Below are 25,102 nucleotides of genomic sequence, written 5' to 3'. Positions count from 1 at the left end.
TGTCAATAGAAGAGACGGGCGCCTCGCCGCCGCCGCGCGCCTCCACAGCCGGTCCGATCTCCCGCGCGGCGACGGGAAGCTTCGGCAAAACCGGCATTTTGCCGCTCGGCGCGGGTCGGCGGGAGCATCGCCGAGCCGCGCACAAATTTTAGACGTTAGCCGTTTCAGCCGCGCTGGAAATGGTCGAAGACGAGCCGCGCCGTCGCCTTGTTGACGCCCGGCACATTCTCGAGGTCGCAGAGCGCGGCTCCGGCCACCGCCTTGGCTGTGCCGAAGGCGAGCAGCAGCGCCCTTTTTCGCGCCGGCCCCACGCCCGCGATCTCGTCCAGCGGGTTCTTGGCGAATTCCTTCTTGCGCCGCGCGCGATGCGTGCCGATGGCGAAGCGATGCGCCTCGTCGCGCAGGCGCTGGACGAAATAGAGCGCGGGATCATGCGGCGGCAGGCGGAAGGGCTCGCGGCCCTCGACGAAAAACATCTCGCGGCCGGCGTTGCGGTCGGCGCCCTTGGCGATGGAGGCGATGGTCACGCCCTCGAGGCCGATCTCCGTCGCCACCGCGCGGGCGGCGTCGAATTGTCCGCGGCCGCCGTCGATGATCACGAGATCGGGCTTGGACGGAAACGCGTCCGGCGCCTCTTCCTCCGGCTTTTCCGCGTCCTTCGCGATGCGGGCGAAGCGGCGCGCCAGCACTTCCCGCATCATGCCGTAATCGTCGCCGGGCGTGATCTCGGCGCTCTTTATGTTGAAGGTGCGGTAATGCGTCTTCATGAAGCCGGTCGGCCCGGCGACGATCATCGCGCCTATGGCCTGCTGGCCGCCCGTATGGGAATTGTCATAGACCTCGACGCGGCGCGGCGGTTTCTCCATGCCGAACATCTCGCCGAGGGCGATGAGCAGCTTCTCCTGGCTCGCGTCCTCGGTGAGCTTGCGCGTCAGCGTCTGCTTGGCGTTGGTTTGCGCATGCTCGACCAGCTCGCGCTTCTCGCCGCGCTGGGGCGTCGCGATCTCCACCTTGCGGCCGAGCTTGTCCGACAGCGCTTCCGTCAGCAGCTCGCGATCCTCGATCGCATGGGAGAGCAGCACCAGAGGCGCCGGCGGATGCTCGCCATAGAATTGCGCGAGGAAGGAGCCGAGCACCTCTTCTTCCGAAAGGCTCTGATCGGCGCGCGGGAAATAGGCGCGGTCGCCCCAATTCTGAAAAGCGCGGAAGAAAAACGCCTCGATGCAGAAGCGCCCCGCCTCCTTGGCGATGGCGAAGACGTCCGCCTCCTCGACGCTGCGCGGATTGACCCCTTGCGTGCCTTGAATGAGCGATAGCGCGGAGATGCGGTCGCGTAGCCGCGCGGCGCGCTCGAACTCGAGCTTCTCGGCCGCCGCGGTCATCTCGGTCGCGAGCTGCTCGCGCACGGAGCGGCTCTTGCCGGTGAGAAAGTCATGCGCCTCCTGCACCAGCACGGAATAATCCTCGATCGAGATTTCGCCCGTGCAAGGGCCGGCGCAGCGCTTGATCTGATAGAGCAGGCAGGGCCGCGTGCGATTCTCGTAGAAGGAATCGGTGCAGGAGCGCAGCAGAAACGCCCGCTGCAGCGCATTGAGCGCGCGCCCCACCGCGCCGGCGTTGGCGAAGGGGCCGAAATAATCGCCCTTGCGCGAGCGCGCGCCGCGATGCTTGGCGATCTGCGGCGCATCATGATCGCGCGCGATGAGAATATAGGGAAAGCTCTTGTCGTCGCGCATCAGCACGTTGAAGCGCGGCTTCATCTGCTTGATGAGATTGGTCTCGAGCAGCAGCGCCTCGGTCTCGGTCTCGACCGAGATGAACATCATAGAGGCGGTGGCCGAGATCATGCGCGCGATGCGGTTCACATGGCCGGCGAGGCGCGTGTAGCTCGCTATGCGCTTGCGGACATTCTTGGCCTTGCCGACATAGAGAACCTCGCCATTCTCGGCGATCATGCGATAGACGCCCGGCCCGTTGGGCGCGTTCTTCCAATAAGATTTGATGACCGAGACGCCGCGTTTGACGCTCTCCGGCGTGTCGGCCGCGAGCTCGGGCGGAGCGGCGCCTTCGGCCTCCTCCGCGAGGTCCTCTTCCTCATCGAGGGTTTCGGGAAGGTCGGGCGTATCGCTCATGCGGCGAGATTTATGCCCGGCGCGCGCGAATGGGAAGAGCGCATGACGAGGCCGTGGGCTGTGGCGCGCGCCGGCCTATTTCTCCTCGCATAGGGAGGAGGCCACATGCCCAAAGGCCATGCGCCACGCCTGATCTTCTGGGTCGCGGTTCTGCTGTTCGCTCTCGCGGCGGCGCTGTCGCTCTTTTATTACCTGTCGCCGCGAGCGACCTTGCGCATCACCACCGGCCCGGCGACGTCGCCGTCCCAGCGCGCCATCTCCACCTTCATTCATGTCGTGTCCGGGACGCATCCTTTCCTCCGCGTCGAGGAGGTCCCGGTCGCCGATCTTGCCGCCAGCTCCAAGGCGCTCGAGGACCGTAAGGTCAATCTCGCCATTGTGCGCACCGATGTCGCGGCGCCCTCCAATGGCCAGACCATCGCCATTCTGCGCCGCGACGTGGTGGCGATCGTGCTGCCGCATGGCTCGCCGATCAAGGACGCCGCCGGCCTCGCCCGCAAGACCATCGCCGTGCCGGAGGGCGCGTTGCAGACGGAAAATCAGCATGCGCTCGATGAAATCCTCGCCTATTTCGACGTTCCGGCGGCGAGCGTGAGGCGCCTCGTCCTGCCGCTCGCCGAGATCGGCCCGGCCCTGCGCGTGGGCCGCGCGGCGGCGGCGCTGGCGGTCGGGCCGATTGGGCCGGGGCAGGCGGTCGATGTCGTCGCCTCCATCGCCAAGGCGATGAAGAGCCCGCCCCAGCTCCTGGCGATGGATCAGGCGGACGCGCTGGTGAAGCGATTTCCGGGCTTCGAATCTGTGGATATCCCCGAAGGCGCCTTCAAGGCGCACCCGCCCGTGCCCGACGATACGGTGAAGGGCCTCGCCGTCACCTATCGGCTGGTCGCGCCTTTCTCCATGCTCAATGTCGTGGCGGGCGCGATTGGCCGCTCCATTTTCAAGACCAAGGCCAAGCTCGCCGCCCTGTCGCCGGGCGGCGCGCAGATCGAGGCGCCGGATCTCGATTCGCAGAATCCGCTGCTGCCGGTCCATCCCGGCGTCGCCGCCTATCTCGCGAGCGGCGATCAGAGCTTTTTCGATTCGCTCCAGCAATATTTCTACATTATCGGCATTCCGCTGAGCCTTTTGGGCTCGCTCGTCGCCGTGCTGCTCGGCCTATGGAACAATCGGCGGCTCGTGCAGGATCAAAATCGCGTCTTTCGCCTGCTGACCCTCGCCGACGAGGCGCTGACCGCCGACAGCGCCGGTCTCGAGCGAATCGAGACGGAGTTTCGCGCGCTCGTCGCCGAATGCGTCAACAAGCTCGCCGATGGCGAGACGGCGGCGGATCAATATCCCGTGTCCTCGCTGGCCATAGACCATGCGCGGCGCTCGATCGAATGGCGGAAGACCCAGCTCCGCGCGACGCCGGAAGCCTTGCAGTCGACACGAATTGCGTAATACTCGGAGCTGTTTTTACTCGTTCGCCGATGGGCCTCGATGCATGCGCGGAAGCCGCGCCGCGAGGAAATTCGACCGTCGTCGCTTTTCGAAGAGGAGTCGTCATGGCCCAGTCATGGTTGCGTCCCGGGCAGCTGCTGAGTTTCGGATGCCGAGGCTCGGAGGTCTCGCACGCCCAGCATTATCTCAACGCCGCTCCTCCCTCATTGCTCGATGGTCTCGCTGTCGATGGAGTTTTCGGACCGCTGACCAAGGGCCGCGTCATCGAGTTTCAGCGGAGCAGGGGCTTGATCGCCGATGGCGTCATCGGCCCGCATACCGCTCCGGCCTTGGCGCTGACCTTGGGAGAAATCGACGAGGCGATCAAAGACATGCGGAAGATGTTGGAGCTGGCCGGCGTCGAAAATCGCCAATTGAACGAATTCGATCGCAGAATCGCGAAATATGTCGGTGATCTGGTTCCCGTCACAGGCGGCGCGGTGGTGGCGATCCCTGTTATCCTCATATTGATCATTCTGATGTACGTGGCGCTGGTCGCGATGCTGAACGCCAACCCACGCGCGCGGCAAGACTTCGATCGTTTCATGAACCGTAAGGTCGACGAATTGCGCGAGGCGCTGAATCTTCCCTCACCCGGGCAAGTGCTGCAGCGCGTTATCGAAAATATACGTGAGATGGTGACGGAGTTCATCAAGCGGCTCGCGCAGGAGCGCGCCAAATGCAACCCGACCCCCGAGAAAATGACGAAATGCTCGAAGGAGAGCATGGCGGTCGCCGTGGCGACGCAAAACCTCATCCATAAGCTCGGCCAGCTGACCTTCGTCGGGTCGAGAGGGTTCAGGCTGGAGGATCTGGTCAAGGGCATTCTGGCGTCTTGCGGGGCCTTGATCGCCGCCTATGCGGAGCTCGGCAAATGTCTCGATTGCGAGTTCATCAAGTTTCTATGATGGGGTGATCGGCGCGGCGCGCCTGCCGCGCGAGGTTCGCCGGAGGATTTGGATCATGCCTCACGCATCCCGAAGCTTCACCTGCGCCTGCGGGCGCGTGCGCTGCGAGGCGGTCGGCGAGCCGATCGTCAGCGCCGTCTGCTATTGCTCCGATTGCCAGGAGGGCGGCCGCAGGATCGAGGCGCTTCCCCATGCGCATCTCCTGCGCGATCCCGACGGCGGCACGCCTTATCTCACCTATCGCGACGACCGTTTTCGCTGCGTCGCGGGCGAGGAGCTGCTCGAGGATCACAGGCTGAAGCCCGATTCGCCGACCCGAAGGGTGGTCGCCTCCTGCTGCAGCACGGGCATGTTCCTGAAATTCGACCCCGGCTTCTGGGTCTCCACCTATCGGCTGCGCTTTGCCGGCGATCTTCCGCCGATCGAGATGCGGACCAAGGTCGCGCGCCGCCGCTCGGCGCTGCCGCTGCCGCAGGACGCGCCGAGCTTTCGCGGCTTTCCGCTGCGGCTCATCGGCCGGCTGATCGCGGCGCGGCTGGCCATGGCGCTCGGGCGGTAGGCGGAAACGCAGCCTTGGGCGTGAAACCATTGCCGATCCGCGCTATGTTGTCCGGGGGGAGGCGCGTCGCAGCGGCGGGGCGCGAAAAAATTGGGGATAGCTCGGTGATCGAGGACCAGCGCGAAGCGTCCGGCCGGCGGCGGCTGAACGCGACACTCATCGACTTGATCATCCGGCTGGGCGCGCTGGGCGCGCTCGCCTATTGGTCCTTTCTGCTGGTGCGGCCCTTCGTCACCATCGTGACCTGGAGCGCCATTCTCGCTGTGGCGCTCTATCCCGTCTTCGAATGGATGACCGCATGGCTCGGCGGACGCCGGCGGCTGGCGGCGACGATCATCACCTTTCTCGGCCTGCTCTTCGTCATCGGGCCGGCGACTTGGCTCGGTCTCGGCGTCGTCGATGGGCTGCGCTCCCTCGCCGATCGAATCGACGCTGGCGGCGTCTGGGTGCCGCCGCCGCCCGAGACCTTGCGCAGCTGGCCCTTCATCGGCGCATCGGCCTATGAATTCTGGGAGCTCGCCTCCACCAATCTGCGCAGCGCGCTCGCGCAGGCGCTGCCGCAGCTCAAGCCCTATGGCGAGATCGCGCTGGACGCGACCAAGAACGCCGGCGCCGGCGTGTTCAAATTTCTGATTTCGGTCATCATCGCCGGCTTTCTGTTCGCGCCCGGACCGGCGCTGGTGCGCGCGATCAAGACCGCGGTGACGCGCATCGATTCGAAACGCGCCGAGCATTTCGTCGAGCTCGCCGGCTCGACGATCCGCACCGTCTCGCGCGGCGTCATCGGCGTGTCGCTGCTGCAGGCGGCGATCGGCGGCCTCGGCCTGCAGCTCGCCGGCGCGCCCGGCGCGAGCCTGCTGACCCTGTGCATATTGGTGCTCGCCATCGTCCAGATCGGGCCGCTGATGGTGGTGGTGCCCACCATCATCTGGGCCTGGACGGAGATGCACACGCTGCCGGCTCTGCTCTTCTCCTGCTGCATGTTGACGGTGACGCTGGTCGATAATGTGCTGAAGCCCATCGTCATCGCGCGCGGGCTCACGACGCCGCTGCTGGTCATTATCGTCGGCGTCATCGGCGGCGTGCTGGTGCATGGAATCATTGGTCTTTTCGTCGGTCCGGTGGTGCTCGCCGTCGCCTGGGAGCTGCTCAGCGCCTGGGCGGGGGACGGCAAGGGCGGCGCCCTCGTCGCGACGCCGGCGGAGGACGCTCCCGAGCCGCGCGTGATCGAGCCGCCCGCCGCCGGCTCGATCGTCCACGCCCCGGAGCGCTGAAGCGCGCGACGGAGCGAAAGGCAAGGTTCACAAATCAGCCGTACTCGATTAGGGTCCGGCGCGGATTTGCGCGTCCCGGCTTCGATCCCATATTGATGAGCGCCCGCTTCGCAAGCGGGCCTTTCGCTATCCGAGGTCCGCCGCGGCCTCTGAAGAAGGAACCACATGGCCAAGGAAGAACTGTTGGAGTTTCCCGGAGTCGTCACCGAGCTGCTGCCCAGCGCGATGTTTCGGGTCAAGCTCGAGAACGAGCACGAGATCATCGCCCATACGGCCGGAAAGATGCGTAAAAACCGCATCCGCGTGCTCACCGGGGACAAGGTTCTCGTGGAGATGACGCCCTATGACCTCACCAAAGGGCGGATTACCTATCGTTTCAAATAATTTCGATTTATGGCGGAGCCGATCGTCTTGACGTCCCACCCGACCGATACGCGGCCCAAGCTGGTGCTGGCCTCGGCCTCGCCCCGCAGGCTCGAGCTGCTCCAGCAGATCGGCCTCGACGCCGACGCGCTGTTGCCGACCGACATAGACGAGACTCCGCAGCGCAATGAGCTGCCGCGCAGCCTCGCCCAGCGTCTCGCCGGCGAGAAGGCTGCGGCGGCCATAAAGACAAGGGCCTATCAGCCCCAGCTCGAGGGCAGCTATGTGCTCGCGGCCGACACTGTGGTGGCGGTCGGCCGGCGTATTCTGCCCAAATGCGAGGACATAGAGCAGGCCGAGGATTGCCTGCGCCTGCTCTCGGGCCGCCAGCACCGGGTTTTTACCGGCGTCACTCTGATCACCCCGCGCGGGGCCGAGCGCCGCCGCCTGGTCGAATCGCGTCTGCGCTTCAAGCGCCTCTCCTCGACCGAGATCGACGCCTATCTCGCTTCCGGCGAATGGCGCGGCAAGGCCGGCGGCTATGCGATTCAGGGACTCGCGGGCGCTTTCGCGGTGCGGCTCATCGGCTCTTATTCGGCCGTCGTCGGCCTGCCGCTCTATGAGACCGCCGCTCTGCTGGCCGGCGAGGGCTATCCGGTGCTGGCGCCCTGGTTCGAGCGGGCGTGAGCGCTCACCCGCCGATATAGACCCGCTCATAGCGCCGGCCGAGCCGGGTTAAAATCTCATAGCCGATGGTCCCGCAGCGCAGCGCCAGCTCGTCGACCCCGATCGTCTCGCCCAAAAGCTCCGCCGTCTGGCCGCGATAGACGGCGCCTTCGGGGACGTCGGTCACATCCAGCATGACGAAATCCATCGACACGCGGCCGACGATCGGGCAGCGCCGCCCGGCGACGATCGCCTCCGGGGCGGGCCGGCCCGGGCCGGCGACGGCGGCCGGAAAGCCGTCGCCATAGCCGAGGCCGAGCGTCGCCAGCCGTGTCGGCCGCGTCGCCGTCCACACGCCGTCATAGCCGACGCTCTCGCCGGCCTCGATCCAGCGCGTCGCCAGAATCGGGGCCTCGAGCCGGGCGACGGTTCGCATCGGATTGGGCGCCGCCGGCGTCGGATTGCCGCCATAGAGCGCATAGCCGGGGCGTAGCAGATCGTAATGCGGCTTCTGCTCCAGGAAGATTCCCGAGGAATTGCTGAGCGAGGCCGGCACGCCGGGGAAGGCGCGCCGTGCCGTCTCGAAAGCGGCGATCTGCCCCGCATTGCGCGGGTCCTCGGCCCATTGCGCGCAGACGAAATGGCTCATCGTCAGCGTGAGATCTATATCCTGCGCCGCCGTGGCCGCGGCCTCGGCGTCGCGCAGCGAAAGTCCCAGCCGATTCATGCCGGTGTCGAATTGCAGCGCTGCCGGCAGGCGGCGGCCGATGGAGCGGCCGAACGCCGCCCAATCGCGGATTTCCTCGAGCGAGGCCAGAACCGGGCGCAGCCGCCCGGCGGCGAGCGCGCGGGCGCCGCCGGGCGGCAATCCCTCGAGCACATAGACAATGGCGCGCGGGGCGACGGCGCGAATGCGCTCGCCTTCCCCGGCGGTGGCGACGAAAAAACTGCGGCAGCCGGCGGCGGCGAGCGCCCGCACGGCGGGCTCGGCGCCGAGGCCATAGGCGTCGGCCTTGACCACGGCCGCGCATTCGCTCTCGCTCGCGCAAGCGGCGAGCCGACGCCAATTGGCGACGAGGGCGGCAAGGTCGATGGTGAGCGTCGCCCCCGCGCGCGCCTCGGCGGGGGCGGTCTCATTCAGGGGCGCTCGGGCCGAACGGTCGAATCTCATGAGGCAATATTCTAGCGCCGGAGCATGGCGTTCGCATGGCCAATAGCATGCGCCATGCCCCGGCGTCGTTAATTTTGGCGATTTGCCGCGTCCAGCGCGTCAGCGGCGGGGCAGATTCGCCCCCGAATCGACCATCTGCCGCGGCGCCGGCGTCCCGAGGCGGGCAGTCGGATCGGCCGGGGGCCGCGGCGCGCCGAGGCGGACGGCCGGATCTGGCCGGGGCGCGCCCAGCGAGATTCGCACGAGATCGGCGACGCTCTTGACGCGCATCTTGGTCATGATGTGCGAGCGATGCGTCTCCACCGTGCGGGCGCTGATGCCGAGCTCATGGGCGATGACCTTGTTGAGCTTGCCCTCGACGAGGCCGGCGAGCACGTCGTTCTCGCGGTTGGTGAGCGTGGCGAGCCGGCCGGGCGTGGTCCGCGCGCGTCCGCGATAGGCGCGATGGTCGATGCGGCGGGTCAGCGCCTGCTGCACGGAGGCGAGCAGCTTCGCCTCATTGACAGGCAGCTCGAGCAGATCGAACGCGCCTTCCTTCATCACCTGGATCGCGCCGCGAACATTGGCTTGCGCGGTGATGACGATGATCGGCAATTCGATCCGCCGCGCCTTGGCGTCTCTCAATAGTTCGATCCCGATCATATCGGGCATATCCACATAGATGATGACGCAGCCGCGGCTGTCGGTCTCGACGGCTTCGAAGAAGCGTCCCGCGTCCTCATGGAGGCGGAGGTGGAAATCCGCCTTGTCCAAAGCGCTCGTCAGAGACGAGCGGATGATCGGATCGACGTTCAAGATATGGATGGTTTCACTGTAATTCATGAATCGCTCGCGAGATGAGTTGACGAAAAAGTCATTCGACGAGACCAGCGAACTCAAGCCGCCGACAAAATAGTCGGCAGTCCGACGTCACGGCAACACGACGCTTACTCGGGGCGCCGACGCAACATTACGAACTCTCGAGCACGCAGACCGACCATGACGCTCAACGCTACTCGACACGTCCGCAGCCGGTGAGAAAAAAGCCGGCTCCGAACGACGATGCGCCGGCTGGTCCCGGGCAACGTCGGCGGGCGCATGTTAACAGATCGTAACGCACGCGCCACGTTTTTCGACTCGAATCCTACGCATCGGCGCATCGATTGCGTCGGGCGTCGCGACGCGTTACGTAAGTCGTGCGTCTTTTCGCCGCTCTGCACGAGTCGTGAAATGCCCAGAACCTTATGTCGGGTACGTGTGTTGCAGCGGCGACGCGATTGAATTATCAGTCCTAGCCGAGCCTCGAGCGGAGAGAAACCTAAAATGGCCGACGCCGATCCCGTGAGCGAGAGCCTCGCCGCCGCGCGGCCGCTCTCTCCACATCTGACGATCTACAAGCCCATTCTCACAATGGCGATGTCGATCGCGCATCGCATCACTGGCGCCGCGCTCTATGTCGGCGCGCTTCTGCTCGCGCTCTATCTCTTCGGATTGGCGCTCGGGCCGTCGGCCTTCGACGCCGTGTCCTGGATCGTCAATTCCCTCGTCGGGCGAGTCTTCGTGCTGCTGTTCAGCTGGGCGTTGTTTCATCATCTGCTCGGCGGCGTGCGTCACGCGATATGGGATCGTGGCCTCTATCTCGATCGCGATGGCCGCGAGCTGCTGGCCAAGGCGACCTTGGGCGGCGGCGTGGCGCTGACGGCGCTCTTGTGGATTGCATCCTCGCTCTTCGGCTGAGCCTGCGGCGGCGCTTATCGCGCTATAATCGAACTAGATCGATGGAGAAACCGATATGTCGAGATTTGAGAGCGGCCGCAGCGGCAAGGGAGACGCTTTCGTCTCTGATCGCTCCGGCTCGCTGCATGCGCTCGCCATGCGTCACAGCGCGCGCGCGCTGGCGCCGCTCGCCGTGCTCTCGATCTGGTATCTCGTCGGCCTCGTCGGCAAGCCCTATGAGGCCGCGCGCGCCGAGATCGGCAAGCCGCTGCCGGCGATAGCGCTCATCGCCTTCATCGTCGTCGTCGCCTATCACGCGCGGCTCGGCGTGGAGAACATCATCGAGGATTATGTTCACGACGAAGCGCTGAAGGCGAAGGCGCTCATCGTCAACAAATGGCTGGTGATCGCGATCGCCGCGATCTGGACGCTCGCCATAATGATCATCGCCGCGCCGCGCTGACGCGCGTTCGCGCTCGGGCGCTCTTTATCGACGAGGATTGGGAATGGCTGCGAACGGCAAGACGACGGTGAATATCGGGGGCAGGGCCTATCCGATCGTCGATCATACATTCGACGTCGTCGTCGTCGGCGCTGGCGGCGCGGGACTGCGCGCCGTCGTCGGCTGCGCCAAGGCGGGGCTGAAGGCCGCTTGCATCACCAAAGTATTTCCGACGCGTTCTCATACAGTCGCAGCGCAGGGCGGCGTCGCCGCGGCGCTGGCCAATATGGGGCCGGACGATTGGAAATGGCACATGTACGACACCGTCAAGGGCTCCGACTGGCTCGGAGACCAGGACGCGATCGAATATCTCTGCCGCAACGCTCCGCAAGCTGTCTATGAGCTCGAGCATTGGGGCGTGCCTTTCTCGCGTACCGAGGACGGACGCATTTATCAGCGGCCCTTCGGCGGCATGACGACCGATTACGGCAGAGGCCCGCCCGCGCAGCGCACCTGCGCCGCCGCCGACCGCACCGGCCATGCGATGCTGCATACGCTCTACGGGCAGGCGCTGCGTCACGACACGGAATTCTTCGTCGAATATTTCGCCATCGACCTCATCGTCGATGCGGAAGGCGCCGTGCGCGGCGTCGTCTGCTTGAAGCTCGACGACGGCACGATCCATCGTTTCCGCGCCGCGCTCACCGTGCTGGCGACGGGCGGCTATGGCCGCACCTATCTCTCCGCGACCTCGGCGCACACATGCACGGGCGATGGCGGCGGCATGGCGCTGCGCGCCGGCCTGCCCTTGCAGGATATGGAATTCGTGCAATTCCATCCGACCGGCATCTATGGCGCGGGCTGCTTGATTACCGAGGGCGCGCGCGGCGAGGGCGGATATCTCACCAATAGCGAAGGCGAGCGCTTCATGGAGCGCTATGCGCCGTCCGTGAAGGATCTCGCGCCGCGCGACATGGTCTCGCGCGCGATGACGGTGGAGATTCGCGAGGGCCGCGGCGGCGGCAAATTGAAGGATCACATCCATCTGCATCTCGAGCATTTGGACCCCGCGATCCTGCACGAGCGCCTGCCGGGCATTTCCGAGAGCGCGAAGATTTTCGCTGGCGTCGATGTGACGCGCGAGCCGATTCCGGTGCTGCCGACGGTGCATTACAACATGGGCGGCATACCGACGAATTTTCACGGCGAGGCGCTGCGCCGCGTCGGCGACAATCCGGATGTGGTGGTGCCGGGCCTGATGGCGATCGGCGAGGCGGCTTGCGTCTCCGTGCATGGCGCCAATCGCCTCGGCTCCAATTCGCTGGTCGATCTCGTCGTCTTCGGCCGCGCCGCCGGCCAGCGCGCCGCCGAGCTGGTGAAGCCCGGCCAGCCGCAGCCGGAGCTGCCAGCCGACTCCGCCGAGCTCGCGCTGTCGCGTCTCGACGCGCGTCGCTTCGCCGCGGGCTCGATCGCGACCGCCGATCTGCGGCTCGAGATGCAGCGCGTGATGCAATCGCATTGCGCCGTCTATCGCGCCGGCGAGGTGCTGGAGGAGGGATCGCAGGCGATCCATGCGGTGTGGAAGAAGAGCGACGACGTCAAGGTTTCGGATCGCTCGTTGATCTGGAACTCCGATCTCGTCGAGACGCTGGAATATGACAATCTCATCGTCCAGGCCGTGGTGACGATGGATTCGGCGAAGAACCGCACCGAATCCCGCGGCGCCCACGCCCGCGAGGATTTTCCCAATCGTGACGACGCCGATTGGATGAAGCACACGCTCTCGACGATCGACGAGGCGGGCAAGAGCGTCGCGATCGACTACCGCCCGGTGCACAGCTACACGCTGTCCAATGAGGTGGCTTATATCGAGCCGAAGGCGCGAGTGTATTGAAGGGCGTCTGATGGAGCCGTGACATGGGTAAATTGGCGATCGACGACGAAGTGCTCGCAGAAGTCGCGGCTGCGGCGCGTGCGCGCGGCGTATCGAGTGAGAGCCTCGCGCGTGAGCTTCTCTTGGAGGGGCTGCACGGCAGCAAATCCAAGGAATCGCTCCGCCGGTTGATGGAATCGATCGCTTCCATGACGCCGCGAGACGTCGAGCAGACGGATTCTGTTGATCTGCTACGAGAGGATCGCGACCGTTGATCGTTATCGATGCTTCCGTCGCGGTCAAATGGTTTGTCCGCGAGGCGCATCATGAGCGCGCGCTCGACGTTCTCGACCAGGAATGGGAGCGGATCGCTCCTGATCTAATCCTTCCAGAAGTGGCTAACGTCCTCAGAAAAAAACTGAGAAACAGAGAAATTTCTCAGGATCAGACGGCCGTCGGTCTGGAAAGCGTGTCCGTGGCGATTCCCCGCCTTGTTCCGTCGAGCGAATTGGCGAACGACGCGATGGCGCTTTCTCTCGAGCTCGATCATTCGGTCTACGACTGCTTCTATCTGGCCTGCGCGTTAGGGCGTGGCGTTTTATTGTCTTCCGACCTGAGATTCATTCGCAAATGCGTCGAGCGAGGTTATCGCGAGTCTGTCGCGATTCTCGAGGAAGTGGATTTCGAACAGCTCGGGACCCGAATTTCCGTCTCCTCGGTGACTCCGCATACGTTCGAATCGATCGAGCGGCTGTCGAAAAAGATAAAAGGCACGGTCCAGGCATTGACTGACGCCGCTCGCGCTTCCAGCGCTTCGCCGATGAATATGATCAGCACCGAGAGCCTCAAACCCGTATTCAGTTCTCCCGCCTACCGGCGCCTCGCTAGCGAACTCGAGCGGCTCGACGTCGATCAACTGGCCGTCGTCGTCGCTTTAGGATGGTTGGGCCGTGGTCATTCGGCGACCGAGTGGACAAATTTGTACGAGAACGCGCGTCATATGACGGCTCGCGGGTTTAGCGCGCATCGCGCCTACTTCATGGCCCAAATGTCGAATGTCCCAGGCGGATTGACAAAGCTGAAGACTTATCTTCAAGACGCGTCGTCTGCTGGCCCCAACGGAGTATGAGGATCGATCATGGTCGAATTCGTCCTTCCCAAATCCTCCCGCCCCGTCGAGGGCAAGGTCTGGCCGCGGCCCGAGGGCGCGAGCCGGGTGAGGGAGTTCCGCATCTATCGCTTCGACCCCGATGAGGCGTCGAACCCGCGCATAGACACTTATTACGTAGATCTCGATGATTGCGGGCCGATGGTTCTGGACGCGATCATCTGGATCAAGAACAACATCGATCCGACGCTCACCTTCCGCCGCTCCTGCCGCGAGGGCATTTGCGGCTCCTGCGCGATGAATATCGACGGGCTCAACACGCTCGCCTGCACCAAGGGCATGGACGAGATCGATGGGGCGATAAAGCTCTATCCGCTGCCGCATATGCCGGTGGTGAAGGATCTCGTGCCCGATCTCACCGATTTCTACGCCCAGCATGCCGCCATCGAGCCCTGGCTGCAGACGGTGACGCCGGAGCCGGAGAAGGAATGGCTGCAGGCGCCAGACGATCGCCGCAAGCTCGACGGGCTCTATGAGTGCATTCTCTGCGCCTGCTGCTCCACCTCCTGCCCGAGCTATTGGTGGAATTCCGACCGCTTCCTCGGCCCGGCCGCTCTGCTGCAGGCCTATCGCTGGGTGGTGGACAGCCGCGACGAATCGACGGCCGAGCGCGTCGCCTATGTCGACGACGCCTTCCGCCTCTATCGCTGCCACACGATTCTGAACTGCTCCAACGCCTGCCCGAAGAGCCTGTTGCCGGGGACCGCCATCGCCGAGCTCAAAAATCTGGCCATCGCGCGGACGACCGGCGAGTGAGGCAGCCGAGGAAAGCGGAGCCGGCGCCGTAATGGCGCCCGCTTTTGTGCGCAATCTTTGCCTCGGGATCGTCGGAACTTGTCTTTTTTCCGGCGTGGGAGCATTTTGGAGCTGATGCTCGAGGAGTAGCCGCCATGCGATCGCGCCTTCTTCTGGTCGCCGCTATTTTCGCCTTTTCGTCCGCGCTGCCGTTCTCTGCGGGGGCCGAGGACGCGCTCGACCCCAGCCGGCTGGACACGTCCGCCGCCGGAACCGTCAAGGCGAAGCCGAAGAAAAGCAAACAGCAGCAACAGGCTACGGCTGGTCAGCCGGCCGCGCCCGGCAAGCCGCCGGCCAAGGCCGAGAACCGCCAGTTCGGTGAGCTCGAGGGCTGGTCGCCGGGCAAATCCCCGCCCAAGAAGAAAGAAAAAGAGGACGAAGGCTCGCGTTTCGGCGGCCGTGCGCCGGTGAGCATGGGCAATAACGGCAATATGTCGGTCGGCATGCCCTTCTGAGCCCCGTCTGCCGCGGCGCCCGCCGCCGTGGCCGAGCTGCGAGATCGATACGAAGCCGCTCCGTGGCCGAAGGGCCAGCGGGGCCGCTTCGCTATTCTCGTCCATTCCCTCGACAAAAGGCGCGCCCGCCGTCATAAGCGGGCAAAAGGAGTTCCATCCCATGGGTTACAAGGTCGCCGTCGCGGGCGCCACGGGCAATGTGGGCCGCGAGATGCTCGACATTCTGGCGGAGCGCCGCTTTCCGGTCTCGGAAGTGGTCGCGCTGGCTTCGTCCCGCTCCATCGGGACGGAAGTGTCGTTCGGCGACAAGATTCTCAAATGCCGCCATCTCGACACTTATGATTTCTCGGATACGGACATTTGTCTGATGTCGGCGGGCGGCGACGTTGCGCGCGAATGGGCGCCGCGCATCGGCGCCAAGGGCTGCGTCGTCATCGACAACAGCTCCGCCTGGCGCATGGACCCGGATGTTCCGCTGGTGGTGCCGGAGGTCAACGCCGACGCCGCGGCGGGCTTCACGAAAAAGCACATCATCGCCAATCCCAATTGCTCGACTGCGCAGCTGGTCGTGGCGCTGAAGCCGCTGCACGACGCCGCCAAGATCAAGCGTGTCGTCGTCTCGACCTATCAATCCGTCTCTGGCGCCGGCAAGGAGGGCATGGACGAGCTATTCTCGCAGACGCGCTCGGTCTTCGTCTCCGATCCTCTGGAATCGAAGAAATTCCCCAAGCGCATCGCCTTCAACCTCATTCCGCAGATCGACGTCTTCATGGAAGACGGCTTCACCAAGGAAGAGTGGAAGATGGTGGTGGAGACGAAGAAGATTTTGGATCCCAAGATCAAGCTCGTCGCCACTTGCGTGCGCGTGCCGGTGTTCATCGGCCATAGCGAGGCGATCAATATCGAGTTCGAGAATCCGCTGTCGCCGGAGGATGCGCGCAATATTCTGCGCGAGGCGCCCGGCGTGCTGGTCATCGATAAGCACGAGCCCGGCGGCTACATCACGCCGCATGAGGCGGCCGGCGAGGACGCGACCTATATTTCGCGCATTCGCGACGATCCGACCGTCGAGAACGGCCTCGTTCTGTGGTGTGTCTCCGACAATCTGCGCAAGGGCGCGGCGCTGAATGCGGTGCAGATCGCCGAAGTGTTGGCGAACCGCAAGCTCATCACGCCGAAGCAGAAGGCGGCTTGAAGGCGCGGCTCCTGCGCGCGACGAGCGTGGGAGCCTCGATCTTCGAGGCGACGGCGTTCGGCGCGAGCGCTTTCGTCGCCTCGTCGACGCTGCGAAACAAGCGTCCTTCGCCGAGCGTCTCCATCACGCCGAAGCGCGTCAGCGCCTCATGTGCGCGCACGGATTCCAGCCGCGCCATGGCGAAATCCGCGCCCGCCGCGCGGCTATCCTCGATCGCCTGTCGCAAAATGCGCGCCGCCGTATAATCGATCTCGACGATATTGCTCGCCTCCAGCACGACGAGCTTCGGCTTCTCCTCGATCGCCTCGCGCAGATCGCTCTGGAAACCATAGGCGTTGAGGAAAGACAGCGGCGCCTGAAAGGCCGCGACCAGCACGCCCTCGAGGCGCTCGCCATAAGGCTCGGCGCCGCTGGATGCGCAAGGCCACCACACCGAGCTTCCCGGCAGGCGCGCGAAAGTGATGAGGCGCGAGCGCGTCGTCGTCCACACGCCATGCAGCAGCGACGCCAGAATGGAGAGCGACACGCCATTTTGCACCGGCAGCGCAACGACGGCCGCCATGGTCAGCGCGACCAGCGCGAACTCGCCATGCGTCTTCGCAAAAATGTCGCGCATCACATGCAGGCGGAAAATGCGCGCGGCGATGAACATCAATACGCCGGCGAGCGCGGCGTTGGGCACATGCTCGAGCAGCGCGGCGCCGAACAGCAGCAGGGCCGCTATGACCAGCGCCGCGACGATCGACGAGAGCTGTGAGCGCCCGCCGGTGGCGGAGACGATCGCCGTGCGCGGCGGCGAGGCGTCGACGGCGAAGGCGCCGACCAGCCCCGCCAGCAGACAGCCCGCGCCGACGCCGAGATAATCGCGATCGACATCCGGCGCGCGGCCCTCCTCATTGGGAAAGGAGCGTGAGGTCGCCGCCGTCTGCACCATGATGACGACCGAGATGATGATGGCGAGGCCGACGATATGGGGAAGATCGGCAGGCGCGATCTCGGGAAAGCGCGGATGCGGAAATTCCGCCGAGACCTTGCCGAGCACGGCGACGCCGCTTTCCTCGAGATGGAAATAGCGCACCGCGAAAGCGGCGCCGGCGAGCGCGATGAGCGCGGCCGGCAGCTTGGGGCTGATCTTCTCGCCGATGACAATGGTCGCGAGCGCGCCGAGACCGATGGCGATGGCGGCGGGATTGGCCTCGCGCCAATGCTTCGCCATTTCGGCGACGCGATAGAATTCGCTGCCTTCGACGCTCGGCAGGCCGATGAGCGCGGGCAGATGCGAGATGAAGATGTGAATGGAGATGCCGGCGAGAAAGCCTGTCGTCACCGGAACGGAGAGGAGATCGGCGACCCAGCCGGCGCGCAGCAGAAAGCCGAGCGCGAGTATGCCGCCGACCAGCAGAGCGAGAAAGGAGGCGAGCGCCATGAATTGCGGCGAGCCGCGCGTCGCCAGCAAAGCGAGAGCGCCGGCGAAGATCGGCGCGATGGTCGAATCGGCGCCGGAGGAGAGGAAGCGGTTGGAGCCGAAAGCGGCGAAGGCGAGCGAGCCGGCGAGAAAGGCGAAAAAGCCGATCTGCGGCGGAAAGCCCGCGAGCCGCGCCGTCGCCATCTGCTCCGGTATGGCGATAGCCGCGAGCGTCAGCCCGGCCGCGACGTCATAGCGCAGCACGGCCTGCGGCAGGGAGGGGAAGAACGGCCAGGAGCGTTGCCGCCGAGACGGGTTTTGCTGAGACATTGATGAAATCCGGGGCGAGCCTTCCCCGAATCTAGGGCGTGACGCTCGAACCGTGAGGCTGGACGAGGCGCGATTGTCGCGCTCATCGAGTTCCGGCGGAATTTTTTTAAAAAACGCCGAGGGCGCGCAAAAAAATGCCTCGCCTCGCGAGAAGCTCGAAGCGGCCGTCCGAGCCGGCCCCACGAAAGGTCGCTTTCGGTCGCCCCTCCGCTATCGATCGACTCGGTTGACGAGAATGGCGCAACCGACCGAAATGGACGGTTCGGGTAGGTTATCGCATCGCCTGAAAGGGTAGGCATTGGGCAGGTTGCCGAGCCGCGCCCGGAAACTGCGCAGCGATCACGCTCGCCGTCAGAGCGCGCATTTGGAACAGCGGGCGCGAGACGGTCGGGGTGGAGGCCGCGGCCTCTCGCCGCCCATGCGCAGGGGGCGGCCGGCCGCGCCATCGGCTATTTCGGGCGAGAGGCTCATGCGCGGCTCTGTCGGACGGCTGCGCGGCTTGCGGCCGGCCTGCGCTGTGCGCTCCGGCCTCGCGACGCGGCGCTTCGTTCAATTCGGCCTCCGCCGCCCTAAGAATTGACGCGCCGCGTCAACGATGCGCGCGTCCGGCGCTTGACGAGCCGCGACTCAAAATGCTCAACGTGCGCGAGCGGCGTCCGCCGGCGCCAGCCCGACCAATCAGGAGAACGATATGACGACGGAGATCGTGATCGTTTCCGCGGCGCGCACTGCTGTGGGATCGTTCAACGGAGCTTTCGGTTCAACGCCCGCCCATGAATTGGGCGCGGTCGCTGTCAAGGCCGCTATCGAGCGCGCCAAATTGGAGGCCGCCGACGTCGACGAGGTCATCCTGGGCCAGGTGCTGGGCGCCGCGCAGGGACAGAACCCGGCGCGTCAGGCCGCTATCAAGGCGGGCGTGCCGCAGGACAAGACCGCTTTCGGCATTAATCAGGTGTGCGGCTCCGGCCTGCGCGCTGTGGCGCTCGCCGCTCAGCAGATTCAGTCGGGCGACGCGAGCATCATCGTCGCCGGCGGCCAGGAGTCCATGTCGCTGTCGCAGCACTCGGCTCACATGCGCGCCGGCACCAAGATGGGCGATGTGAAATTCGTCGACACGATGATCGTCGACGGCCTCACCGACGCCTTCAACAATTACCACATGGGCATCACGGCCGAGAACGTCGCCGCCAAGTGGCAGATCAGCCGCGCCGAGCAGGACGCTTTCGCCGTCGCCTCGCAGAACAAGGCCGAGGCGGCGCAGAAGGCCGGCAAGTTCAAGGACGAGATCGTCCCCTTCACCGTCTCCTCCCGCAAGGGCGATGTGATCGTCGATCAGGACGAATACATCAAGCATGGCGTGACGCTCGAGGGCGTCGCCAAGCTGAAGCCGGCCTTCACCAAGGACGGCACGGTGACGGCGGCCAACGCTTCCGGCCTCAATGACGGCGCGGCGGCGCTCGTCATCACGACGGCGGCGGAAGCCGCCAAGCGCGGCCTCACGCCGCTCGCCCGCATCGCCTCCTGGGCGACCGCCGGCGTCGATCCGTCGATCATGGGCTCCGGCCCGATCCCGGCCTCGCGCAAGGCGCTGGAGAAGGCCGGCTGGAAGATCTCCGACCTCGATCTCGTCGAGGCCAATGAGGCTTTCGCCGCGCAGGCTCTCGCCGTGAACAAGGACCTCGGCTGGGATCCGGCGATCGTCAATGTCAATGGCGGCGCCATCGCCATCGGCCATCCGATCGGCGCCTCGGGCGCGCGCATTCTGACGACGCTGCTCTATGAGCTCGGACGCCGCGGCGGCAAGCGCGGCCTCGCCACGCTCTGCATCGGCGGCGGCATGGGCGTCGCCCTGACGATCGAGCGCTAAATATATAAATAGGACCGCGAGCCTTCAGGCTCGCATCATGGGCTGCGAGCCTGAAGGCTCGCGGTCCAGTTTTCCAAAAATTCGATGAAGGAGGACGAGGTGGGCAGAACAGCGGTTGTGACGGGCGGCACGCGCGGCATCGGCGAGGCGATTTCCAAGGCGCTGAAGGCGGCCGGCTATAATGTCGCCGCGACTTACGCCGGCAATGACGAGGCGGCGAACAAGTTCAAGGCGGAGACCGGCATTCCGGTCTATAAGTTCGACGTGTCGGACTATGACGCCAGCGCCGCCGCCATTGCGCAGATCGAGAAAGATCTGGGCGCGGTCGATGTGCTCGTGAACAATGCCGGCATCACCAAGGACCGTCTGTTCCACAAGATGGAGCTGGCGCAGTGGCAGGCGGTGATCAACACCAATCTCAACTCGCTGTTCAACGTCACCCGCCCGGTCATCAACGGCATGCGTGACCGCGGCTTCGGCCGCATTATCGTCATCTCGTCGATCAACGGCCAGAAGGGCCAGGCCGGCCAGACGAACTATTCCGCCTCCAAGGCCGGCGACATCGGCTTCGTCAAGGCGCTGGCGCAGGAGAGCGCCTCCAAGGGCGTCACCGTCAACGCCATCGCGCCCGGCTATATCGCCACGGAAATGGTGAAGGCCGTGCCGCAGGACGTGCTCGACAAGCACATCATTCCTTACATCGCCGTCGGCCGCCTCGGCGAGCCGGAGGAGATCGCCCGCGCCGTGGTGTTCCTCGCCTCGGACGACGCCGGCTTCATCACCGGCTCGACGCTGACCATCAATGGCGGCCAGTATCTGACCTGACCGGAGCGTTCCAGCTCGTCTTGCGAATCGCCTCGCGCCATTTTCGTCTTCTTCCTTCTCCCCGCAGGCGGGGAGAAGGCGAGGACGAGGGGCTCGGGGCGTTTTCCGTCTGTGGCCCCGGGCGGCCGATCACTCGTCGTCCGGCTCCTCCAGCCGATCATCGGCCAGCGGCAGGGTGAAGCTCAGACGCGCGCCGCCGCCGGGGTTCTGCTCCGCCCACAGCTTCCCATAATGCGCCTCCACGATCGCGCGTGAGACCGCGAGGCCGACGCCGAGCCCGTGCTTTTTCGTCGAGGTGAAGGGCTCGAACAGCTCATTCGCCATTTCCTCGGCGAGGCCCGCGCCCGTATCGACGATATCGGTGCGGATCATGCCGCTCTCGTCGAGCCGGGTCGAGATGACGAGCTCGCGCTTCTCGGAGCCCTGCATCGCCTCCAGCGCATTGCGCTTCAGATTGACCAGCACCTGCCGAATCTGCACGCGATCGACGATCACCGCGTCATCCTCCGCCGCGAGATCGAGCGTGGTGACGACCTTGACATGGTTGCGCGCCATATCCGTGAAGGCGCATGCGTCGCGGATGATGTCGTGCAGCCGCTGCTGGGTCTTGTCCGGCTCGGCGCGCGTCACGAAGCCGCGTAAATGGCTGATGATCTGCGCCGCGCGCGTCACTTGGGCGACGGCGCTGTCGATGATCGGCTCGAGATCGGCGGTCGCGGTCTCGGCGCGTCGCAGCACGCGGCGCGCGGCGCTGAGATAGGTGGAGATCGCTGAAAGCGGCTGATTGATCTCATGGGCGACATTCGCGGCCATTTGCGCCATCAGATCTAGCCTGTCGGCGCGCAGCTTGCGCATCTGCGCCTCCGCCCGGCGGCGGTCGGTGAGATCGCGCAGGAACAGCACGAGCAGCCGCTCGCCGTCATGCGCCGCCTCGCTGACGGAGAGCTCCAGCGGAAACAGCGCGCCGTCCTTGCGGCGGCCGATGCGCTCGGGCTCCTCCTCGGCCGGCGCCGCCCCATCGGCGCCGAGCGTCGCGAAACGCGGATCGTGGAACGGCTCCGGGAAGAGAATATCGACCGGGCGTCCGATCGCCTCCGCCGCCTCATGGCCGAAGAGCCGCGTCGCCGCGGAATTCACGGCGTGAATGACGCCCTCGCCGTCGATGATGACGATCGCGTCGACCGCGCCTTCGACGATCGCGCGCAGGCGCGCCTCGCTCGCGCGACGTTCCTGATCGGCGCGCGATTTCTCGCTGAGATCGCTGAGCATCACCGCATAGCCGTAGAGATTGTCGGAATCGTCGCGCAGCGGGGCGATCAGCTCCTCGGCGGGAAAGATCGAGCCGTCCCGGCGCCGGCGCGGCTCCTGGCGCTTGACGACGCTGCGCGCCACGAGAGCGCCGAGTTCCTCCTGCGTGTCGGACGAATGGAGGATCGACAGGCGGCGCCCCAAAATCTCGTCGCGGCTCCAGCCGGTGATGCGTTCGGCCGCCTCGCTCCAGGCGACGATGCGCTCCTGCCGGTCCAGCGAGAAGATCGCCGAGGCCGGCGCGCCTTCGGCCAGCAGACGAAAATGCTCCTCGCTCTGCCGCAGCGCTTTGCGCGCGCGCTCATAGTCGAGGCTCTTGATCGTCTCCCAGCGGCCGGCGCGACGAATCAGCGCGAATTCGTGCCGGGCGATCACCTCGACGATCTCGGGCGCGCCGATCAGACGCAGCGAATAGGAGCAGAGCGTCAGCATGCGCACGGAGCCGTGCAAGGCGGCGAGGCCGGTCTCATAGGTCATGAAGATCGACCAGGCCGTGGCGTCCGCCTCGAAGGCGTTGCCGCTGGCGCGCAATCCGTCGAAGCCGGCGCGCAGCGCCGCGTCATGGGCCGAGCGCCAATCGTCCAGCAGCCGGTTCTCGTCCAGCTGGCCGGCGCGAAGATACCACTCTTCCGGAGAGAGAATGTCGATGCGCCCCAGCGTGAGATCGGCCTCGAGATCGGGAACGAGAGTCGCCAGGCGCGTCTTGGCGGCGGCGACTGTCAGCGGCGGCGAGGCGACCCAGATGCAGCGCTCATTGGCCGCGAGGCCGGCCGCGAAATAGGGCGCGACAATGTCGAGCAGATCGTCGACATCGTCGAAGAACTGGCAGAAATGCGTGCCCCACGGCAAATCTCCTGCGCCCTCTATTCCCGAAGGGCGCGACAGCCGCTCGCTCCGCGACCGAAGAGTCACGAATTCTGTCGCGGTCTCAGCCTGCATCTATTCATTCCAGTATGGACCGTCGCCATCTCCGGGTTGCAGGGCGCGCCCGCTCGCCATCGATCCGCCAATCGGATGGGACCAAATGCGAACATTGCCAAATTGGGACAATGTTTCGTCGTCACCTGTGCCGATCAAGAACCGCGCCACAGGGACCCGTCCCGAAACGAGCCGAAGCTTCGCCATTCAGTGGCTGGCGGCGCTACGCGCGGCGACGACCTCATGCGCTTGGCGCCCGACCACCTCGGTCAGATGATCGAAGTCGGCCTCGAAGAATCCCGCGCCCGAGGTGGCCGAGCGCAGCTCGACGATCAGATCGCCGATCTCCGCCTCCGGAATGAGCGCGTCGAGCTCATCCCAGCCCTCCCATCCCGGGCGCGGGCCAAAGCCCAATATCTGCCCGCGCCGCGCCGAGACAATGCCGGTCGCGCGAGAGACCGCCTCGCTCGGCGCGAATATCGCCACGGAGAGCATGGGCTCGAGCAGAACCGGCTCCGCTCTGCCCAGCGCCTCGATCATGCCGATGCGCGCCGCCGTGCGGAAGGCCATGTCGGAGGAGTCGACGCTATGATAGGAGCCGTCGACCAGCACCGCCTCCACATCGACGACGGGAAAGCCGAGCGGCCCGCGCGCCAGCGCGTCGCGGCAGCCGGACTCGACCGAGGAGAAGTATTGTTTTGGCACAGTGCCGCCATGGACGCGCTCGGTGAAAGCAAAGCCTTCGCCGCGTCCGCGCGGCGCGACCTCCAGCACCACATCGCCGAATTGCCCATGGCCGCCGGACTGTTTCTTGTGGCGGCCGCGCACGCTCACCGCATGACGGATCGTCTCCTTATAGCCGATGGCGGGAGCGTGAGTGGAGACGGTCACGCCATAGCGCGTGGCGAGGCGTTCCAAAGCGACACGAATATGCATCTCGCCCTGGCCGAGCAGCTTCATCTCGCCGAGCGCTTGGTCATGCACGAAGACGAGCGAAGGGTCCTCGTCGATGAGCTTGGCGAGCGCGGCGGCGAGGCGCATCTCGTCCTTGCGATCGCCGACCGACAGCGCCAGCGCATAGACGGGGCGCGGCGCGGCCAGCGGCGTCGGGGCGGGCGGCGCGCCGGCGCGGGCGTCCTGCAGAGCCTCGCCGGCGGCGATCCCGTCGAGCCGGCCGAAAGCCACGGTCTCGCCCGCCTCGGCCTTGGCCTGGCGCGTCGCCGTGGCGCCGAGCAGGGAGGAGACGCCGCTGATCTTCTCCTCCGCGCCGGACGAGCCGATCACCGTCTGACCGTCCGAAAAGGAGCCGCGCAGCACGCGCGCCAGCGACAGCTTGCCGCCATGCGGCGTATGGATGGAGCGGAACACATGGGCGAGGGCGGGGCCGGTATCGGCGACGCCGAGCCGCGCTCTGGTCGCGGCGACGCTCGGCGCCTCGTGGCGCAGGGCTTTCAGCAGCCGCGTCACGCCGGCGCCGCGTTCCGCCGCGCCGATGAACACGGGCGCGACATGGCCGAAGCGCAGCTCCTTGGCGAGATCGTCGAAAATCTGGTCGCGCGGCGGCTCTATGTCGCTGAGCAATTCCTCCATCAGCGTGTCGTCGTAATCGGCGAGCCGCTCCAGCATGGAATAGCGCGCCTCCTTCTCCAGCACGGCGTCGCCGTCTTGCATTGCGACGACCTCGGAGGGGGCGTGCTCGCGATAGACATAGGCGCGCTCCAGCGCGAGATCGATGAAGCCGATCGCAATGCCATTGTTCCAGAGCGGGATTTGCCGCAGCAGCAGCGGCGTGCGCGAGGCCGATTGCAGCAAAGCGAGCGAGTCGCGCAGATTGCCCGTGGCGGAGTCGATCTTGTTGAGGAACAGAAAATGCGGAACGCGCGCTTCCTCCACCGCGCGCAGCGCGAGCTGCAAGGCGGGCAGCTTGCGCGGATCGGATTCGGCGACGACGATGGCGGCGTCGGCGACGGCGAGGACGCGGCGCTGCTCATGCGCGAATTCGACCGAGCCGGGACAATCGACGAAAGTGTAGCGATCGCCGAGATAATCGGCGCGGCCGATGTTGCATTCGACGCTCATCGCATGGGCGCGTGCTTCCGGCGAGGCGTCGCCGATGGTGGAGCCGTCGCGCACCAGCCCTTGCCGCTGCACTGCTCCGCAGCGCGCGAGCAGGCATTCGAAGAGGCTGGTCTTGCCGCTCTGAAAAGGGCCGACAAGCGCGATCAGTCGCGCGCCTTCGGCTCGCGCCGCGCCGGACGTTCTCGTTTCACTCAT

22 protein-coding genes are annotated in these 25,102 nt (G+C 65.6%); 16 read left to right on the top strand and 6 right to left on the bottom strand.

The window, feature by feature from the left end; genetic code table 11:
* Positions 1–164: 164 nt before the first annotated feature.
* A complete protein-coding gene (gene uvrC, locus K369_RS12775; RefSeq protein WP_036291662.1) occupies positions 165–2,132 on the bottom strand; it encodes an excinuclease ABC subunit UvrC in 1,968 nt (655 codons plus the stop codon).
* A gap of 105 nt (positions 2,133–2,237) precedes the next feature.
* On the opposite strand from uvrC, the gene K369_RS12770 reads away from it, so the two are divergent.
* The 6 genes from K369_RS12770 to K369_RS12745 all read left to right on the top strand — a co-directional run bounded on the left by K369_RS12770 (position 2,238) and on the right by K369_RS12745 (position 7,402).
* A complete protein-coding gene (locus K369_RS12770; RefSeq protein WP_051949263.1) occupies positions 2,238–3,572 on the top strand; it encodes a TAXI family TRAP transporter solute-binding subunit in 1,335 nt (444 codons plus the stop codon).
* 104 nt (positions 3,573–3,676) lie between these two features.
* On the top strand, positions 3,677–4,519 hold the full coding sequence (locus K369_RS12765; RefSeq protein ID WP_198033113.1) for a peptidoglycan-binding protein: 843 nt from the start codon (positions 3,677–3,679) through the stop codon (positions 4,517–4,519).
* Between the two features lie 55 nt (positions 4,520–4,574).
* Positions 4,575–5,078, top strand: a complete 504-nt coding sequence (locus K369_RS12760; protein ID WP_036295104.1) for a GFA family protein — start codon at positions 4,575–4,577, stop codon at positions 5,076–5,078.
* A gap of 104 nt (positions 5,079–5,182) precedes the next feature.
* Entirely contained in the window at positions 5,183–6,352 is a 1,170-nt protein-coding gene (locus tag K369_RS12755; protein WP_036291658.1) for an AI-2E family transporter, read from the top strand.
* Between the two features lie 165 nt (positions 6,353–6,517).
* Positions 6,518–6,736: a translation initiation factor IF-1 gene (gene infA / locus K369_RS12750; RefSeq protein ID WP_018266249.1), complete on the top strand. Its 219-nt coding sequence runs from the start codon at positions 6,518–6,520 to the stop codon at positions 6,734–6,736.
* A gap of 9 nt (positions 6,737–6,745) precedes the next feature.
* Positions 6,746–7,402 carry a Maf-like protein gene (locus tag K369_RS12745; RefSeq protein WP_051949262.1) on the top strand — a complete coding sequence of 219 codons (657 nt, stop codon included), beginning with the start codon at positions 6,746–6,748 and terminating at the stop codon, positions 7,400–7,402.
* 4 nt (positions 7,403–7,406) lie between these two features.
* Here K369_RS12745 and alr read toward each other — a convergent pair whose 3' ends face one another.
* Positions 7,407–8,552 (bottom strand): alanine racemase, encoded by a 1,146-nt coding sequence (alr, locus tag K369_RS12740; protein WP_051949261.1) that lies wholly within the window; start codon positions 8,550–8,552, stop codon positions 7,407–7,409.
* Between the two features lie 99 nt (positions 8,553–8,651).
* Complete coding sequence (locus K369_RS12735) at positions 8,652–9,374, bottom strand: response regulator transcription factor (protein ID WP_036291657.1); 723 nt, start codon at positions 9,372–9,374, stop codon at positions 8,652–8,654.
* A gap of 480 nt (positions 9,375–9,854) precedes the next feature.
* Between K369_RS12735 and sdhC the strand changes: the two genes are divergently transcribed.
* From sdhC to K369_RS12695, 8 genes are all read left to right on the top strand, one after another.
* A complete protein-coding gene (sdhC, locus tag K369_RS12730; RefSeq protein ID WP_036291655.1) occupies positions 9,855–10,268 on the top strand; it encodes a succinate dehydrogenase, cytochrome b556 subunit in 414 nt (137 codons plus the stop codon).
* A 55-nt stretch (positions 10,269–10,323) separates the two neighbouring features.
* Positions 10,324–10,710: a succinate dehydrogenase, hydrophobic membrane anchor protein gene (gene sdhD, locus K369_RS12725; RefSeq protein WP_024880603.1), complete on the top strand. Its 387-nt coding sequence runs from the start codon at positions 10,324–10,326 to the stop codon at positions 10,708–10,710.
* Between the two features lie 43 nt (positions 10,711–10,753).
* On the top strand, positions 10,754–12,583 hold the full coding sequence (sdhA, locus tag K369_RS12720; RefSeq protein WP_036291653.1) for a succinate dehydrogenase flavoprotein subunit: 1,830 nt from the start codon (positions 10,754–10,756) through the stop codon (positions 12,581–12,583).
* Between the two features lie 32 nt (positions 12,584–12,615).
* Positions 12,616–12,837 carry a hypothetical protein gene (locus tag K369_RS12715; RefSeq protein WP_156967876.1) on the top strand — a complete coding sequence of 74 codons (222 nt, stop codon included), beginning with the start codon at positions 12,616–12,618 and terminating at the stop codon, positions 12,835–12,837.
* Positions 12,834–13,691 (top strand): PIN domain-containing protein, encoded by an 858-nt coding sequence (locus K369_RS24705; RefSeq protein ID WP_051949260.1) that lies wholly within the window; start codon positions 12,834–12,836, stop codon positions 13,689–13,691. Before K369_RS12715 ends, K369_RS24705 begins: the two co-directional genes overlap by 4 nt.
* Before the next feature lie 9 nt (positions 13,692–13,700).
* A complete protein-coding gene (locus tag K369_RS12705) occupies positions 13,701–14,486 on the top strand; it encodes a succinate dehydrogenase iron-sulfur subunit (RefSeq protein WP_036291649.1) in 786 nt (261 codons plus the stop codon).
* Between the two features lie 134 nt (positions 14,487–14,620).
* Positions 14,621–14,980, top strand: coding sequence for a hypothetical protein (locus K369_RS12700; protein ID WP_036291647.1), 360 nt, complete (start codon positions 14,621–14,623; stop codon positions 14,978–14,980).
* A 160-nt stretch (positions 14,981–15,140) separates the two neighbouring features.
* The gene (locus K369_RS12695) at positions 15,141–16,175 is read left to right on the top strand and encodes an aspartate-semialdehyde dehydrogenase (RefSeq protein WP_026191433.1); all 1,035 of its coding nucleotides are present in this window, start codon (positions 15,141–15,143) and stop codon (positions 16,173–16,175) included.
* Here the strand turns inward: K369_RS12695 and K369_RS12690 are convergent.
* Positions 16,150–17,910: a SulP family inorganic anion transporter gene (locus tag K369_RS12690; RefSeq protein ID WP_245278187.1), complete on the bottom strand. Its 1,761-nt coding sequence runs from the start codon at positions 17,908–17,910 to the stop codon at positions 16,150–16,152. The two genes, K369_RS12695 and K369_RS12690, sit on opposite strands and share 26 nt — an antisense overlap.
* A gap of 691 nt (positions 17,911–18,601) precedes the next feature.
* Between K369_RS12690 and K369_RS12685 the strand changes: the two genes are divergently transcribed.
* Positions 18,602–19,777 carry an acetyl-CoA C-acetyltransferase gene (locus K369_RS12685; protein ID WP_036291645.1) on the top strand — a complete coding sequence of 392 codons (1,176 nt, stop codon included), beginning with the start codon at positions 18,602–18,604 and terminating at the stop codon, positions 19,775–19,777.
* 99 nt (positions 19,778–19,876) lie between these two features.
* The gene (phbB, locus tag K369_RS12680; RefSeq protein ID WP_036295094.1) at positions 19,877–20,602 is read left to right on the top strand and encodes an acetoacetyl-CoA reductase; all 726 of its coding nucleotides are present in this window, start codon (positions 19,877–19,879) and stop codon (positions 20,600–20,602) included.
* A 129-nt stretch (positions 20,603–20,731) separates the two neighbouring features.
* Here phbB and K369_RS12675 read toward each other — a convergent pair whose 3' ends face one another.
* Together K369_RS12675 and K369_RS12670 are read right to left on the bottom strand one after the other, a co-directional pair.
* The gene (locus K369_RS12675; protein WP_245278186.1) at positions 20,732–22,849 is read right to left on the bottom strand and encodes a PAS domain S-box protein; all 2,118 of its coding nucleotides are present in this window, start codon (positions 22,847–22,849) and stop codon (positions 20,732–20,734) included.
* Between the two features lie 186 nt (positions 22,850–23,035).
* Entirely contained in the window at positions 23,036–25,102 is a 2,067-nt protein-coding gene (locus K369_RS12670; RefSeq protein WP_036291643.1) for an elongation factor G, read from the bottom strand.

It is taken from the genome of Methylosinus sp. PW1 (genome assembly GCF_000745215.1).
In the GTDB taxonomy this organism is placed as follows: Bacteria; Pseudomonadota; Alphaproteobacteria; order Rhizobiales; family Beijerinckiaceae; genus Methylosinus.
This window is presented reverse-complemented; position numbering and strand designations above follow the sequence as displayed.